16 protein-coding genes and 2 tRNA genes are annotated in these 13,931 nt (G+C 61.0%); 8 read left to right on the forward strand and 10 right to left on the reverse strand.

Translation table 11 applies throughout. The annotated features are described in order from the left end of the window. Nucleotides 1-3: 3 nt before the first annotated feature. Complete coding sequence (locus INT29_RS14830; protein ID WP_319020916.1) at nucleotides 4-915, reverse strand: DMT family transporter; 912 nt, start codon at nucleotides 913-915, stop codon at nucleotides 4-6. 224 nt (nucleotides 916-1,139) lie between these two features. Between INT29_RS14830 and INT29_RS14835 the strand changes: the two genes are divergently transcribed. Beyond that, a tRNA-Asn gene (locus tag INT29_RS14835) sits at nucleotides 1,140-1,212 on the forward strand. A 101-nt stretch (nucleotides 1,213-1,313) separates the two neighbouring features. Continuing rightward, complete coding sequence (locus tag INT29_RS14840) at nucleotides 1,314-1,565, forward strand: LLM class flavin-dependent oxidoreductase (RefSeq protein WP_193072096.1); 252 nt, start codon at nucleotides 1,314-1,316, stop codon at nucleotides 1,563-1,565. A gap of 15 nt (nucleotides 1,566-1,580) precedes the next feature. Here INT29_RS14840 and INT29_RS14845 read toward each other — a convergent pair whose 3' ends face one another. The 5 genes from INT29_RS14845 to INT29_RS14865 form a co-directional block, all read right to left on the reverse strand. After that, the gene (locus INT29_RS14845) at nucleotides 1,581-2,234 is read right to left on the reverse strand and encodes a haloacid dehalogenase-like hydrolase (RefSeq protein WP_226831266.1); all 654 of its coding nucleotides are present in this window, start codon (nucleotides 2,232-2,234) and stop codon (nucleotides 1,581-1,583) included. A 497-nt stretch (nucleotides 2,235-2,731) separates the two neighbouring features. Then, on the reverse strand, nucleotides 2,732-3,565 hold the full coding sequence (locus INT29_RS14850) for a MerR family transcriptional regulator (protein ID WP_193072098.1): 834 nt from the start codon (nucleotides 3,563-3,565) through the stop codon (nucleotides 2,732-2,734). 41 nt (nucleotides 3,566-3,606) lie between these two features. Continuing rightward, the gene (locus INT29_RS14855; RefSeq protein WP_193072100.1) at nucleotides 3,607-4,110 is read right to left on the reverse strand and encodes a GyrI-like domain-containing protein; all 504 of its coding nucleotides are present in this window, start codon (nucleotides 4,108-4,110) and stop codon (nucleotides 3,607-3,609) included. A 221-nt stretch (nucleotides 4,111-4,331) separates the two neighbouring features. Beyond that, nucleotides 4,332-4,625, reverse strand: a complete 294-nt coding sequence (locus INT29_RS14860; RefSeq protein WP_193072102.1) for a transcriptional regulator — start codon at nucleotides 4,623-4,625, stop codon at nucleotides 4,332-4,334. Next, a complete protein-coding gene (locus tag INT29_RS14865; protein WP_193072103.1) occupies nucleotides 4,618-5,058 on the reverse strand; it encodes a hypothetical protein in 441 nt (146 codons plus the stop codon). The genes INT29_RS14860 and INT29_RS14865 overlap by 8 nt, the downstream gene beginning before the upstream one ends. 170 nt (nucleotides 5,059-5,228) lie before the next feature. Between INT29_RS14865 and INT29_RS14870 the strand changes: the two genes are divergently transcribed. From INT29_RS14870 to INT29_RS14890, 5 genes are all read left to right on the forward strand, one after another. Continuing rightward, on the forward strand, nucleotides 5,229-6,038 hold the full coding sequence (locus tag INT29_RS14870) for an LLM class flavin-dependent oxidoreductase (protein ID WP_193072105.1): 810 nt from the start codon (nucleotides 5,229-5,231) through the stop codon (nucleotides 6,036-6,038). A 138-nt stretch (nucleotides 6,039-6,176) separates the two neighbouring features. Beyond that, nucleotides 6,177-7,637: an MFS transporter gene (locus INT29_RS14875; RefSeq protein ID WP_193072149.1), complete on the forward strand. Its 1,461-nt coding sequence runs from the start codon at nucleotides 6,177-6,179 to the stop codon at nucleotides 7,635-7,637. Between the two features lie 84 nt (nucleotides 7,638-7,721). Further along, nucleotides 7,722-8,981, forward strand: a complete 1,260-nt coding sequence (locus tag INT29_RS14880; protein WP_193072107.1) for an EAL domain-containing protein — start codon at nucleotides 7,722-7,724, stop codon at nucleotides 8,979-8,981. A gap of 153 nt (nucleotides 8,982-9,134) precedes the next feature. Continuing rightward, a tRNA-Ile gene (locus tag INT29_RS14885) sits at nucleotides 9,135-9,208 on the forward strand. A 21-nt stretch (nucleotides 9,209-9,229) separates the two neighbouring features. Continuing rightward, complete coding sequence (locus tag INT29_RS14890) at nucleotides 9,230-9,730, forward strand: GNAT family N-acetyltransferase (protein ID WP_193072109.1); 501 nt, start codon at nucleotides 9,230-9,232, stop codon at nucleotides 9,728-9,730. An 18-nt stretch (nucleotides 9,731-9,748) separates the two neighbouring features. Here INT29_RS14890 and INT29_RS14895 read toward each other — a convergent pair whose 3' ends face one another. Beyond that, nucleotides 9,749-10,261 carry a hypothetical protein gene (locus INT29_RS14895; RefSeq protein WP_193072111.1) on the reverse strand — a complete coding sequence of 171 codons (513 nt, stop codon included), beginning with the start codon at nucleotides 10,259-10,261 and terminating at the stop codon, nucleotides 9,749-9,751. Nucleotides 10,262-10,491: 230 nt separating this feature from the next. On the opposite strand from INT29_RS14895, the gene INT29_RS14900 reads away from it, so the two are divergent. After that, entirely contained in the window at nucleotides 10,492-10,983 is a 492-nt protein-coding gene (locus tag INT29_RS14900; RefSeq protein WP_101574659.1) for a DUF3145 domain-containing protein, read from the forward strand. A gap of 265 nt (nucleotides 10,984-11,248) precedes the next feature. Here the strand turns inward: INT29_RS14900 and INT29_RS14905 are convergent, their stop codons facing one another. The 3 genes from INT29_RS14905 to INT29_RS14915 form a co-directional block, all read right to left on the reverse strand. Further along, nucleotides 11,249-12,493 carry a beta-ketoacyl-[acyl-carrier-protein] synthase family protein gene (locus INT29_RS14905; protein ID WP_101574637.1) on the reverse strand — a complete coding sequence of 415 codons (1,245 nt, stop codon included), beginning with the start codon at nucleotides 12,491-12,493 and terminating at the stop codon, nucleotides 11,249-11,251. A 66-nt stretch (nucleotides 12,494-12,559) separates the two neighbouring features. Then, a complete protein-coding gene (locus INT29_RS14910) occupies nucleotides 12,560-12,811 on the reverse strand; it encodes an acyl carrier protein (protein ID WP_009882400.1) in 252 nt (83 codons plus the stop codon). A 118-nt stretch (nucleotides 12,812-12,929) separates the two neighbouring features. Then, nucleotides 12,930-13,931, reverse strand: coding sequence for a beta-ketoacyl-ACP synthase III (locus INT29_RS14915; protein ID WP_101574638.1), 1,002 nt, complete (start codon nucleotides 13,929-13,931; stop codon nucleotides 12,930-12,932).

Below are 13,931 nucleotides of genomic sequence, written 5' to 3' on the forward strand. Positions count from 1 at the left end.
GATTCAACTCTCCTCGGTGTCGGGCAACTGGTCTGTGCGACGGGCAACTCGACGCTCGTGTTCTCGATCTTTGACATCGGGGTGATACCGCGACAATACAACGACGCCCAGACAGGCGACCAATCCGGTGGCTGCGATCACGACGACGAGCCAGACAGGTGCAGATGCTGCCTCACCGAGGACGACCGATCCGAGGATCACCGCGCCGATCGGATCAACGACGGTCAGGCCGGCGATGACCATCTCTGGAGGGCCGGCAGCGTAGGCGTTCTGGACGAACCAGGATCCGACCGCAGTTGCAGCGATGAGACCGACGACGTTGAGCCATGTGACCTGGTCAAGACCTGCCCGGAGCAGCTGAACGCTGACCAGGTGGGTATTCGTGGCCACACAAGCGAAGAGCAGGCCCGCGGCCGTGATGAGCACCAGCTGGGGTGCGCCACGGAAGAACAGCATGATGGCCAGACCCAGAGCGAGGATGACCGCAGTGATCACCACAAGCGGCAACGCGTCAGTGCCCAGATGCACCTCAGTGCGTGCCGTGGTGGCGGAGAGGGCGACGAAGATCGTCACTGCCACCGTGCACCAGACGACTGCCTGCACGAGTCGTCGGTTGACCTTCAGTCCCCGGTGCCGCACACCCAGTAGGACGGAGACGATGAGGGAGAAGGCGCCGACTGGCTGGACGACCATAACCGGGGCGAGGGCCAGAGCGACGATGTTGCCCACGGTGCCCAGGCCGGTGACGATCAGTCCGATCAGCCATTTCCTGTTGCTCAGCAGCTCCTTGAAGTGAACCCAACTCAGTCCGTTGTGGGAGTTGTCCTGACCTGCGACCGCGTCATGTTGGTACAGAGCTCCATAGGCCAGTGCCACTGCCGCAAGGACGGCGAGGGCGATTGCCACTATGGTCACGTGCACTTCTTCCGCTGCATGGATGGGGTGAGGAATCCCTTTGATTTTACAGTGCAGCCACCTCGCCGAGGTGGTTGTTGACTGGGTTTGTCCTGACTGTACGGATTGCACGGTGTTCGCTGGTGGGGTAAACCCGAGTTGTGAGCTAAAGCACTGTTGCTCGCTTTGTCGTGAGCCTCGGGTCTTTGCTAAGCTGACATTACGTACGCAGGTAACTGCGGCATTCCTCCGTAGCTCAGTTGGCAGAGCATTCGACTGTTAATCGAAGGGTCGCTGGTTCGAGCCCAGCCGGAGGAGCAGCCTAGGCCCCGTCCATTTGGACGGGGCCTTTGTCGTGCCCGGTCGACCCATCCCTCAATCACGGGGAATAGGTGAACGAGAATGCCAGTTATCGAGGTATGAAAGCATTCGGGTTCTTGAGTTTCGGTCATTATGGGTCGGGAAGTGCTCCAGGGGAGTACGGAGCGAAAGAGGCGTTGCAGCAAGCAGTCGACATCGGTGTCGGAGCAGACGAGATCGGTGTCAACGGCGCCTACTTCCGGGTCCACCACTTCGCTGAGCAGGCGGCTTCGCCGATGCCCCTGCTGGCTGCGATTGCCGCCAAGACCTCTCGAATCGAGGTCGGGACTGGTGTCATCGACATGCGCTAGGAGGTAGCGCTCCGATCAGCTCGGATCGATGAGTGCCACATTCGTCTCACGGAATCTGCGTTGGGTGCGTTTTGAAGCCCCGATGAGCACAACGCTGGATGCGGCTTTTGCGGTGGGTAGGTCCGTCATGGAGTCAGTGACGAACTCGGCACTTGGGATCGGCACGTTGAGTTCGAGCAGGGCCTCCTTTTTTCGCGCACCTACACGATGGTCACTAACGGTAAGACCCGAAGGAGTCGAGTCGAGCAACGACGCACAGAGCAAGTCGTAAGGAACCTCGGCAGCTGCGAGTAGCGACTCAGCGAGTCGCCGCTCGGTGGCTGTGGCGACAACGATCCGCGACCCGGAGGCGTGCTGGCGTCGGATGAGTTGCACGGCGCAGGGGCGTATCCACCTCGTGTCAGCAGCGATTTCCCGACCAAGCTGATCGGCGAGGGCGCAGTAGCTGGCGTCGGTCATTCCGGCGAGGGCGATTTCGGCAATCTTCCGAGACGCCTCTTCTTTACGACCGCAGACCATTGTCACTGCTTTGGGCAGTGCTCGAAGCAGGCGCAGCGGTGAGCGCACAAGTCGCCGAATAACGAGTGCGGTGAACGTGTCCTTTAGTGTGATGACACCATCAAGGTCGTATATCACAAGCTTTGGAAACTCTCGATGCATGTCAACCATATGCACCAACTATATCGAGACTGGTGCGACGAGCCAGCGTGAACAGCACTCGCGCGTTACACTCCCCATCCGGTGGCAACGGCGCTCGCGCCCGCGGCAGCTCTGAAACCAGAGTAACAACCCAGATATGCGCTAGGGGCACTCGTTGAGGTACGTTCGAGCCTCCCTGATCTTGGCAGCCTTCGACGTGCTCGCGAACTTGAATACGTGACTAAAGTGCATTCGGACTGACTCAGAATCTACGAAGCCATTACAGGAAGCGAGTCGGCCGTGCGTGATGATCGTATTGACTTCGAGGTAGTCGGGCGTGCCGCCCGGGCCCGCGAAGTCGGCCGGGATAATGTCATTGGCGGTCTGTCGCCCGGCGACTGTCCAGGTCGCATCATCGGTCAACGATGCTGTCATAGACTCAGCGTCGCGCCTCGCCCAGTTAGTGACGAACTCTCCGACTCTGACGATTCTCGGCGCATTTCCGCAGTCAGTGGGAAGAATGATTTTCATACTCTCAACCATCCTTCATTTGTGGTGACCGGCAATGCGACCTCACATCGCGGCACCGAGTCTTGGTTATCTGGTGTGTAGATTTCTCGTGGCGGTCCCGCATGGGCGAAACCGAGTTGACGAGCACGCCTCTGGACCGCTTCGAACGCCGCGAGAATCCTGGGGAACTGCACATCCTCGGAAACGACGCGCGTGAACAGCTGCAAATGCTCGCGTTCCACTCGATGGGCACGCTCCGCGTCGCGGAGCGGCACGCAGACCTCGATGGGCCCGTCGGACTCCCAACCGACTTGGCCGTGGTAGATCACGACGAGCCCACCGCTTGCACCGCCGCGTCCGTCCGCGAGCTGCAGGAGTTTCGCTGCACTGGAGCGAATGACGTCAGGCAGCTCGCGGGCGGACGTGTGCCGGGCCGATGTCAGAACCGCGCTGTCTGGAACGGTTCGCACCGACACCTCAAACCGGGAGGATCCAGGCTGGCCGTCTCCGTCCAACGAGCCCTCTGCGACCGCGTGCTCGATGAAGCGAGCCAGGGATTGGCGACGCGCGTGCCGTTCCGCTTCGGCTTCCCGATAACGCGTTACGAAGGCTGATCTTTCGGCTTCAGGCAGTCTCAGCAGCTCCCTGATCTGGTCAAGAGGCATGTCGATGCGCCGGAGCATGGTGACGAGACGGGCGACTTCGATCTGAGAGTGGCTGTACTTCCGATAGCCGTTGAACGGATCGACCGCATCGGGCGAGAGTAGGCCGTTCCGGTCGTAGAGCCGGAGCGCCTTCGGCGACAGCCATGTGGCCGCCGCGAACTCTCCAATCGTCATCAGATCGGCCATGCCCCTCCTCAGGAGTCCAGTCTATCGAAAGCTCTGCGCGCTCAGACGGTCTTGAACAGCAGATCGGTGACCCACTTGGAGGGGTCGGCTTCTTCCGTGGGATCGGTGAGAAAGTGCTCGGCGTGGCCGGTCCATAGTCCACCGTTGTCGTCTTCGAGGACGTCGAGGCGATGCCCGTGGGCCTCGGCCCATGTCTTAATCTCTCTGTGTGCCGCCGGGATGGCGTCGGGCGCGCCGACATGACGGCCGACGACGTAGGTACCTGCCGGGAGGGCACCGAGAACGAGACCGTCTGTCGGCTTGACCGGTCCGGCGATCGGCACCGCGACGGTGAGGTCAACCGTGTCATCACTGTTTCCGAAGTGACGGTAGACATAGAGAGGCCCGCCAAGCGGCGCAACCTGGTGCTCGCCCAGCCACTGATAGATCCGCGGGATCGCCTCGTTGGGCCCGCCGGGCGCGCCGAACTCCGAGAATCGGGCGCTGAGGGGAATGCCGATGTAGTGAACAGTCTGCCGCTCTTCGGCTGCGATGTTGAGTGCCATTTCAGATCACGTCCTCTTTCCGTATTGGCGGTGGCGTTGTGACCACCTGCAACCACTTGACGCCTTCCCCCAGGGGCAAGGTCAAGCGCCCTCGGTCTGAGGCTTCACCGGACCAGCTGCCACGATGGCAAGGTCGAGTCATCCGCGGTAGCGCCAGCCTTCGAGTGCTACAACCTCGACATGCGCTAGCGCACTCCTTTAGGCTTCGCATCCTAAACTGATCATCCTGCACTCTCGATGATCTCGCGTAGCGCCGCCGTGTGCCCACGATAAGCTTGGCGGCCATGCTCGGTGAGCGAAAGTCGGAGGCGCGCCCTTCCACCTCTGGTCACGTGTTCGTCCTGTAGATAGCCGCGTTCGATTAGCAGGGAGATGTGCTTGCTGAGCGCGGACTTGGACAGCCCTAATCGCCCCTGCAGTTCGCCGAATTCCACGTGTGTCGCGGCATGGGCGATCGCGCAGATGCGCAGCCGATGGGGCGCATGGATGAGCGGGTCGAATCCCAGTTCAGGCACGACCGACTACGCTCCGGTACCGACGCCCCATTTCGAGAGTCGCCGCTCCGGCGAAGAATCCAGCACCAAGCCAGAGCCATGACAAGCCGAACCCGACTGCGAATACCGCCGGGATGCCCACGAGGACGAACAGCGCCACCATGTACGGGAAGATTCCCTTCCCATCGGGCCACACAACTCCGTATCCAGGCCTAGCGAACACGTTACGCATGCCGATTGCTACGACAGCAATCAGACCGAAGATCGTCACTAGCCTCGATGGGCTGGCTGGGAGGAGTTGCGCAGCGCAGATGCCAGCGAGCAGCACCGCCTGCGCAATGAAGAACGCCCATGGGAGGGTCGGGTTCCGCGTCCTGTCTTCGGCGTTCCCTGCGGCGTCCAGCATCCTGCGCGCTTCGTCTTGATTAGGCGTCATCTGTCCGTCCGTTTCCATGCTGGAAACACTAATGCACGGTTTCCATTTCGGCAACTCGCCACCTGGTGGTCACTATCGTGACCGAGCACCTGTCACCATCAACGTCCACTGGGTCAAGCGCGCCCGGGTGGCACCCGGAGCAGCTGTGGAGAACGACTGCGCCACCCATCGAAGGTTGCAACCTCGACATGCGCTATGAGAACCCTCTCTATCTGGCTGAAGAAGCCGCGGCCCTTGATCTGCTCTCGGACCAGCGTGTGGCTTTGGGTATCAGCCGGGGATCACCGGAACCAGCCGATCGTGGCTGGGAGGCCTTCGGCTACAGCGACAACGATGGTGCCAAGGCCGCACACATGGCCCGTGCGAAGTTCGCCCGCTTTCTGTCGGCGATCAGGGGTGAGGAACTGGCGCCCGCGGATCCCGAACAGTTCGGATCAGGTAAGAGACTGCGCGTCGAACCTCATTCACCCGGTCTTGATCACAGGATCTGGTGGGGTGCCGGTACGGCGGCGACCGCCGAATGGGCGGCCGCTCAGGGCGTGAATCTGATGAGCTCAACTCTGCTGACCGAGGCCACAGGTGCGTCCTTCGGTGAGCTGCAGCGTGATCAGATCGATCGCTATCGGGCGGCGTGGAAGGCCGCCGGTCATGACTGGGCCCCGCGTGTGTCCGTCAGCCGCAGCATCTTCCCGATCATCACGAATCTCGACGACCTCTACTTCGGTCGCCGCTCCAGGGGAGAAGACGATCAGATCGGAATCATCGACGGTGCCCGTTCGACCTTCGGAAAGACCTATGCGGGCGAGCCTGACCACCTCATTGAAGCGCTGAAGGCCGACCCTGCGGTCGAAGCAGCGGACACAGTCCTACTGACGATCCCGAGCCAGCTGGGCGTGGACTACAACCTCCACATCTTGGAATCATTCGCCAGCCACGTCGCACCGGCCTTGGGCTGGAAGCCTAATACTGCTAGGCCGGTCAGCGGTGGCCATGTGTGATTCCGCCCGGGACATGAGCACACACGTATGATGAGGTAGACCCCAGTCCGGGGCAGTCGAATCGACCAGATTCCGTGCAGTGACCTCTGTCCGGATTCCGGTCCCAGCAGAGGTGATCAGGTGAGAGACGGCCAGCGCATGGACCAGATTCAACGACGAATCGTACTCATTGGTCTCGTCCCGCTCTTCATGTCTCTGCTCTCGGTTTCGATCATCAACGTTGTTCTCCCCGCCATTGAGACCGATCTTCAGGCATCATCCTCGGCTCTGCAGTGGGTACTGACCGGCTACGCGCTTTCCTTCGGTGTCGTCCTCGTGGCGGCAGGACGCGCCGGTGACGTCTTCGGACGCGGTCAGCTATTCATGATCGGAGTGGGCCTCTTCGGCCTGGCCTCACTCGTGGCCGGTATCGCACCCGGGGCACTGACTCTCAATATCGCCCGCGTGTTCATGGGACTCGGATCAGGACTGCTCAACCCCCAAGTCGTCGGTCTGCTGCAGCAGTACTTCCAAGGACCCCAGCGCGGGCGAGCCTTCGGACTGATGGGAACCACCGTCGGCCTCTCCGTTGCGACCGGCCCCGTGCTAGGCGGTGTCTTCATCGCCTTCTTCGGTCCAGAACTGGGCTGGCGTGCTGCGTTCCTGGTCAATGTGCCATTTGCGCTCATCTCACTCATCCTCGCCAAAAGCTGGCTGCCGAGATCAGCCTGGCACCCGATAGCCGCCAACGATGGCTCCGATGGCAACCCAACAGCCACCTCGGCGAGCAATGTCCCCGTCCGGAAGAGGGACCGCGATCTCGACCCTGTCGGTGTGCTCTTGCTCGGCGTCGGTGTCCTTCTTGTCCTGCTGCCCTTCGTCGAGTCCTCGGTCGGATGGTTCATCTGGCTCAGTCTGCTGCTGGGACTCTTCACGATCTGGCTCTGGACCCGGTGGGAGCGCAGATACTTCGCCCGCGGTCACGCCCCCATGGTCGATCTGAACCTGTTCAGCATCAAAAGCTTCAGCAACGGTTCGATCATCATCACTCTGTACTTCATGGGCGTGACAAGCGTCTGGGTGCTCATCGCCATGTACATGCAGCAGGGCCTGGGCCACACCGCGTTGGCGGCGGGCATGATCGGCCTTCCTGCCGCTCTGCTCTCCGCCGTTTCGGCAGATGTATCCGGACGTTTCGTGTTCCAGATCGGGCGCCGACTCGTCGTCTGGGGGATCATCGTCTGCCTGGTCGGCCTGGTCTCAACCATCGGCGTCGTCTTCCTTCTCACACAGGGCATCGGCAGTGAATGGTGGATGCTGCTGACCCTGTGCTTCATCGGCGCCGCACAGGGCATGGTCATCAGCCCAAATCAAACACTGACACTGCAGGAAGTCCCGCTGAAATATGCAGGCTCGGCTGGGGGAGTTCTGCAGACCGGACAGCGCATCGGGACATCGATGGGATTGGCCATCATGACTGCGCTGGCCTTCGCTGTGACCGATATCAGCGACTGGAACATAGGGATGATCAGCTCGTTCGCAGCGATCGCGGTCATCGTGGTCATCGCTGGACTCGTCGGCCTGATCGAGGTCAGGCGAGGCCGACGCCATCAGCTCTGAGCGCAATAATGTTACGGAATTTAGACAATTACTGCTGTCCTCATGTGGAAGACTGTCAACGCACGTTTGCCCATGGAAGGACATATGGTGGTTGAGGCGATACACGATCTGGACCAGGCTCTCGAAGAGCTGGTGCGCTCCGGCGGGATCGAAACCTACTTCGCCCCCGTCGTCGACGCATATACATTCGACAAGGTCGGCTACCAGATCCTCCAAGCTCCTACCGATGATCCTGCACTCGGCCACGCCGAGTCCGAAAACCTTCGCCGGGAGATGCACGCCTCGGCGATGATCGGCGATATCGATGCCTCGCTTCGGGCCACAGCACTGCGGACCGCCGAGGCAGCTGGACTGCCCAAATCGAACCGCCTCTTCCTTCACGCCGAAGGTGAATCCTTCGCCACCCTCGAAGATCGCACTGAGGAACCCGACCGTTCGGTCATCCTCCAGCTCGACGCCTCTCGAGTATCATCCTCGCCAGCATCGGTCCTTCGCGCCGTGCGACAGGCCAGGTCCATGGGTTGGGGCGTGGGAATGTCTTCGGTCGGCGCTGATCTGCGCAGTACCTCCTTTGTGCCCCTGGTCAACCCCTCAGTCGTCGGTCTCCACCCCGATGTGCTGCGCATCGACTGCGAATCTCACCTGGCCGAACTAAACCGACTGCTCCACGCTCACCTCGAACGCACCGGCGCCGTCATCCTCGCCGAGGGGGTCACGACCGAAGACGATCTCGACCGAGTCCGGGCTCTGGGTGCGCGCTTCATGACAGGGCCCTTCTTCGGTCCCGCAACCAAGCAGCCCGAACCCTTCTCCGAGCCGATTGAAGACGGGCTTGTCGATCATTATTCCCGGAACCTGCCGGCTCTGGGCACGCCCTATTCGATTGCTCAGGGCCTGCGACGTGAACCGTTGGTGATGAATCGTGAGCTGCTGATCGCCCAGATCGCTGCCCTCGAGGAACGCGCCCTGGCCTCCGGTGCCGCCACCATCACACTCGGAGTCTTCGGTGAAGACGAAACCTTCTCCCAGGCCACCCGCGATCGCTATGAACGCATCCGCGACACAGTGGGACTGACTGCGATGTTCTCCGGCGGGTTCACAGCACCTCCGATCCAGGGCGTGCGCACAGGGGTCGTCGATGCCTCAGACCCCATGCGCAATGAACACGGCGTCGTCGTGGTCGGTCCAGACTGGTCTGGTCTCGTTGCCGCTTCCAAGCGAAACGATCCCGGCAGTGATGGCCAGACCGTCTTCGACGTCTACATCACAACCGAACGCTACACCTGCGTCGACGCCGCACGCAGCGCACTGACACGCATCTCACCGGTCGCCTCGGCAGGCTGATGCCGTCTGCCCCTGACTCACGGCTGTCCTTGCCGGGGGATAGGGGCGGTGGGGACTGTCCATGACGAGAGATGTGAGTGCTTGCTTTTCCTTGAGCGTGGCATGGGCCGAATGGGTCCAGGCAGTCAGTTGGTGTTAATCTTATTTCTGCTCGCCCCCGTAGCTCAGCTGGTCAGAGCAGGGAACTCATAATTCCTTGGTCGTCGGTTCAAGTCCGACCGGGGGCACCTCTGTTGTAGTCTCTGTTTATGACTATTGTCGTTCGCTCCCCAGCCATCGAAGACGTCAAGGCGATGGCCAAGGTTCATGTCGAATCATGGCAGGAAACGTACCAGGGCACCATGCCAGACGAGATTCTCTATGCCCCTGATTTTCTCCAACGCCGGGAACAGTTGTGGAACTCCCTGTTCGTTGACGGCAATCAGGATAAATTCAGAGTCGCAGTAGCTGAGTTGGATGGACAGATCGTCGGGATCGCGATGGCCGGGCCCTCAAACGACGAAGATCGCCGAGGCAAGGCGGAGCTCTTCGTTCTCTATACCTATGAGTCGATTCAGGGCAGAGGCGCAGGCGCAAAACTCCTGGAGGCAGTCCTCGTTCCGGAAGAGCCAGTATCTCTATGGGTCGCTGACCCGAACCCGCGAGCCCAGGCGTTCTATCGCAAAATGGGTTTCATCGCCGACGGCTCCACCAGCACAGACGCGGATGATGGTGTGACCGAGATCCGCATGATCCGAACATCCCAATAGGAACCGCGCAACTGGGCCTCAGTCACGCTCTTCTGCTTGAGGGCCTAGATTGTTCGGGGTGAAGACATCGCCGGACAGCGGCGCGAATGCCGTCCACTCGCCATTGGGGCCGGCTTCAGTCACCAACTGCGACGCCCCCTCATCCTCAGCTTCCAGCTCTGCAACGAGGGTGGAAAATGCGGCAGCGGCACTCTCGTTGTCTGCTGGTCTGCGGCTCTGAACGGTATACATCGGTGCGGCGTGTTCGTAGGAGGCGAATTCGACAATGTATTCCTCGCCGAGTTCGTTCGCCACCTGTCCGGCCAGTTCGATGCCTGTGTGCGTGAACACTCGAGCATGCTCCGCTGACTTCCAGTTGAAGTCGGCATCCAACGCTTGGTAGTACGACCGTTCCCACGCGTCCATCTGAGAAATCAGCTCCGCGGACAGACCGCTGTCTTCATAGTCGACGGGGAAGACGAGCCACAGGACAGTGTCTCCATAGTCCGGGAATATTCGCACTGTGGTCGTTTTGCAGTTCTTATCTGTCATAGCGCCATCGTAGAGCACAAGGTGACTGGTCCCCACCGACGCTCTGTGTGCGGGAAGCGGGCAGTCGGCGGACCCGCGCCCTTCGCGTCCTCGTGCAGAACTTCGCTACACGCGACGCCACCAGGTATTTCAATGCTTGGCGCGCAGGTAAATCTCGTCTATCATTGGCTCTAGCACCTCCTTTCGGATCGTAGGGGAAGACGTATCCGAGGTAGGAGGCACAAATGGATATGACACAGGGCGTACTATTCGTCCACTCAGCACCTCGCGCGCTATGCCCGCATATTGAATGGGCAGCGGGCGGGGCAATCGGTGCACAGGCACGCTTCGACTGGACACCCCAGCCGGCAGCACCAGGGCTTGTGCGTGCCGAAGTCTGCTGGCGTGCGCCAGCAGGGTCCGGGGCTCGCATCGCATCCGCACTTCGCGGATGGGACTCACTGCGCTATGAAGTGACCGAGGAGCCATCCGTCGGAGTCGACGGTGGCCGTTGGAGTCACACTCCAGATCTCGGCATCTATCATGCAGTCACAGACTCTGCAGGAAACATCCTGGTACCCGAAGACCGCATCCGCTCCGTCATGGAACGCGTCTCGGGTGATCCGATCAAACTCTCCACTGAGATGGCTCTGGCCCTGGGCGAAGCCTGGGACGAGGAACTCGACGCTTTCCGCCATGCAGGCGAGGGCGCTCCAGTGCGCTGGCTGACCAAGGTCGGCTGAAGCTCACACGGACTACCTGTGGCGTCGGTCCAAGGACGTCACCGAAGTCGTGGACACACGACTAAGGGCACACCTTCCTACCTCGGGTGTGCCCATAGTCGTGACCAAACGCATCAACTCGATAGCAACATAGGCAGCCTCGGCGCAGATGCGGCCCAACACAGATCGGGCCCCAGCAATCCAATGCTGGGGCCCGATCTGGTCCTCGTACTGAGTGAGGCTGGGACGGTGCAGCTGTACCAGTACTGCGTGAGAAACTAGTTCATCACACCGATTTGAAGGCGACGACCGCATTGTGGCCGCCGAAGCCGAACGAGTTCGAGATCGCTGCGATGTCTCCAGCAGGAAGCTCGGCTGGTGTATCGCGGACAATGTTGATGCCCACGACCTCTGGGTCGACTTCTTCGATATTGATCGTCGGGGGAGCCGTGCGGGTCTCCAACGCCTTGACGGTGAGGATCGACTCAACAGCACCGGTTCCACCCAGCAGGTGGCCGGTCATCGACTTGGTGGCACTGACCAGAGCATCTCCGACATGAGATCCCAGCAGCTGGCTGATTGCCAGGGATTCCGGGATGTCGCCGACCGGTGTCGAGGTCGCATGTGCATTGACGTGCTTGATATCTGCGGGGCTGAGCTCCGCATTGTCCAGCGCGCTCTGCATCGCACGCAGGGCGTACTGTCCGCCGGGCTCTCCACCGGTGATGTGGTAGGCATCGTTGGAGATGCCCCAGCTGCTCACCTCGGCGTAGATCGTCGCACCCCGGGCTTTGGCATGTTCCTCAGTCTCGAGGATGAGCGTGCCAGCACCCTCGCCCATGACGAACCCGTCACGACCGACGTCGTAGGGACGTGATGCGGTCTCTGGGGAGTCGGTGCGGCGTGAGAGAGCCTGCATCGAGTTGAACGAAGCGATCGTGATGGGGTGGATCGCAGCTTCTGAGCCGCCGGCGATGACGACATCGGCGTGACCGGAGGCCACAACGTCATAGGCGTGGCCCAGGCTCTCGGTTGACGACGCACAAGCCGAGACCATGGTCTGAACACCTGCACGGGCCTTGAACTCCATGCCAATGGCAGCTGCAGGCCCGTTGGGCATGAGCATCGGTACCGTGAGGGGCATGACCCGGCGCGGACCCTCTTCCTGGAGAGTGTCCCATGCATCGAGCAGAGTCCACACGCCGCCGATTCCGGTGGCCCAGGAGACTGCGGTGCGATCAGGATCGGTTTCCTCGAGTCCGGCATCGGCCATGGCCTCACGGGCTGAGATCAGAGCGAACTGGGAGGAGGGGTCGAGGCGCTTGGCCTGGACTCGTTTGAGATTCTCGGGCACGACCTGTGGGTCGACCTGTGCTGCGAAGTCCACGGCGAGGCCGTACTTCTCAGACCAATCATTGTCCATTGTGTGGACGCCGGACTTACCGGCCAGTATGGCTTGCCACGTGGCATCGGCCGTCGCGCCCAATGGGGTTACCGCACCAATCCCGGTGACGACAACTTTAGGTGTCATGGTACAAACCTCGTCGATAGAGTGGACACGGCCCGTCGGTGGACGGGCCGTGTTCGGCTGAGTTTCTCAGGCCTCTTGAGCCTTGTTGATGTAGTCAACAGCGTCCTGGACGGTGACGAGGTCCTTGACGTCGTCATCCGGAATCTTCACGCCGAACTTCTTCTCCGCGTTGACGACGATGGTCATCATCGAGATGGAGTCGATGTCGAGGTCATCGGTGAAGGACTTGTTGGCCTCGACTGCTTCCACAGCCAAACCGGTCTCTTCGTTGACGATCTCTGCCAGTCCTGCGAGGACTTCAGCTTCGGTGAATGCCATTACTTTCCTACTTTCTAGTATCAGTCGAGGGTTGTTCGACCGGTTGAGGAACTTTTCGACGAGTGTCCCGCCGAATATCTTAGGACATTCACGGAGAGTTTTCCGTGAATGAACCTGTTTAAGGGAGGCGGATCACTTGTGCGCCGAAGACCAAACCGGCTCCGAAGCCGATCTGCAGAGCCAATCCACCACTGAGTTCGGGCTGTTCACGCAGCAGACGTTCGGTAGCCAAGGGGATGGACGCCGACGAAGTGTTGCCGTTGTCGGCGATATCGCGAGCGATCACGACGTGCTCAGGAAGCTTGAGCTGTTTGGCGAGTTCGTCGATGATGCGCATGTTCGCCTGGTGGGGGATGAACGCAGCCAGGTCGGAGGCTTCGATGCCAGACTCGGCAAGTGCCTCCTTGGCCACCTCGGCGCCGTCCCAGACAGCCCAGCGGAAGACGGTCGGGCCATCCTGTCGCAGGGTGGGGAACGGGGTGTCGCGGTCGTCGCGGACGTCGTAAAGGGACTCGGTCATGCGGATCGTCGACCAGTTCTCGCCCTTCGAACCCCAGACGGTCTTCGAGATGCCCGGTTCGTCGGAGGCGGAGACGACGACAGCGCCGGCTCCGTCACCGAGGATGAAGGAGATCGAACGGTCTTCGGGGTCGATGACCTCGGAGAGCTTCTCAGCACCGATGACCAGAATGTTGTCCATCGCTCCTGAACGCACCAGTGCGTCGGCCTGTCCGATACCGTAGCAGTAGCCAGCACAGGCTGCGCTGATGTCCCAGGCTGGGATGTGACCGGTGCCCAGACGGTCGGTCAGTGCCGCGGCCGCCGAGGGAGTGAAGTATTCGAAGGTGACCGTGGCGATGATGATGCCGCCGATGTCCTCGGGTTTGAGGCCGGAGGACGCGATCGCCTCAAGCGCGGCCTCCTCGCACATGTCAAGGACGCCGACGTCCTTGCTGGCGCGACGGCGGGTGATGATGCCGGTGCGCTGGCGGATCCACTCATCGGAGGAGTTGATGGGGCCGGCGATGTCGTCGTTGCTGACGAGGTTCTCGGCACGGTAGGCGCCGATGCCTGTGATCTTGGAGAAGGTTCCGGGTTCTGCGGTCTTCAATGTTGGCAT

The organism is Brevibacterium sp. FME37 (genome assembly GCF_014897485.1).
In the GTDB taxonomy this organism is placed as follows: Bacteria; Actinomycetota; Actinomycetes; order Actinomycetales; family Brevibacteriaceae; genus Brevibacterium.

Excerpts from the sequence above, each read along its gene's own strand:
- INT29_RS14890 (WP_193072109.1), top strand. The coding sequence starts at position 9,230 with ATGACTATTGTCGTTCGCTCCCCAGCCATCGAAGACGTCAAGGCGATG.
- INT29_RS14875 (WP_193072149.1), top strand. The coding sequence starts at position 6,177 with ATGGACCAGATTCAACGACGAATCGTACTCATTGGTCTCGTCCCGCTC.
- INT29_RS14900 (WP_101574659.1), top strand. The coding sequence starts at position 10,492 with ATGACACAGGGCGTACTATTCGTCCACTCAGCACCTCGCGCGCTATGC.
- INT29_RS14840 (WP_193072096.1), top strand. The coding sequence starts at position 1,314 with ATGAAAGCATTCGGGTTCTTGAGTTTCGGTCATTATGGGTCGGGAAGT.
- INT29_RS14915 (WP_101574638.1), bottom strand. The coding sequence starts at position 13,931 with ATGCCAACATTGAAGACCGCAGAACCCGGAACCTTCTCCAAGATCACA.
- INT29_RS14895 (WP_193072111.1), bottom strand. The coding sequence starts at position 10,261 with ATGACAGATAAGAACTGCAAAACGACCACAGTGCGAATATTCCCGGAC.
- INT29_RS14855 (WP_193072100.1), bottom strand. The coding sequence starts at position 4,110 with ATGGCACTCAACATCGCAGCCGAAGAGCGGCAGACTGTTCACTACATC.
- INT29_RS14910 (WP_009882400.1), bottom strand. The coding sequence starts at position 12,811 with ATGGCATTCACCGAAGCTGAAGTCCTCGCAGGACTGGCAGAGATCGTC.
- INT29_RS14880 (WP_193072107.1), top strand. The coding sequence starts at position 7,722 with ATGGTGGTTGAGGCGATACACGATCTGGACCAGGCTCTCGAAGAGCTG.
- INT29_RS14870 (WP_193072105.1), top strand. The coding sequence starts at position 5,229 with ATGCGCTATGAGAACCCTCTCTATCTGGCTGAAGAAGCCGCGGCCCTT.
- INT29_RS14905 (WP_101574637.1), bottom strand. The coding sequence starts at position 12,493 with ATGACACCTAAAGTTGTCGTCACCGGGATTGGTGCGGTAACCCCATTG.
- INT29_RS14865 (WP_193072103.1), bottom strand. The coding sequence starts at position 5,058 with ATGGAAACGGACGGACAGATGACGCCTAATCAAGACGAAGCGCGCAGG.
- INT29_RS14850 (WP_193072098.1), bottom strand. The coding sequence starts at position 3,565 with ATGGCCGATCTGATGACGATTGGAGAGTTCGCGGCGGCCACATGGCTG.
- INT29_RS14845 (WP_226831266.1), bottom strand. The coding sequence starts at position 2,234 with ATGGTTGACATGCATCGAGAGTTTCCAAAGCTTGTGATATACGACCTT.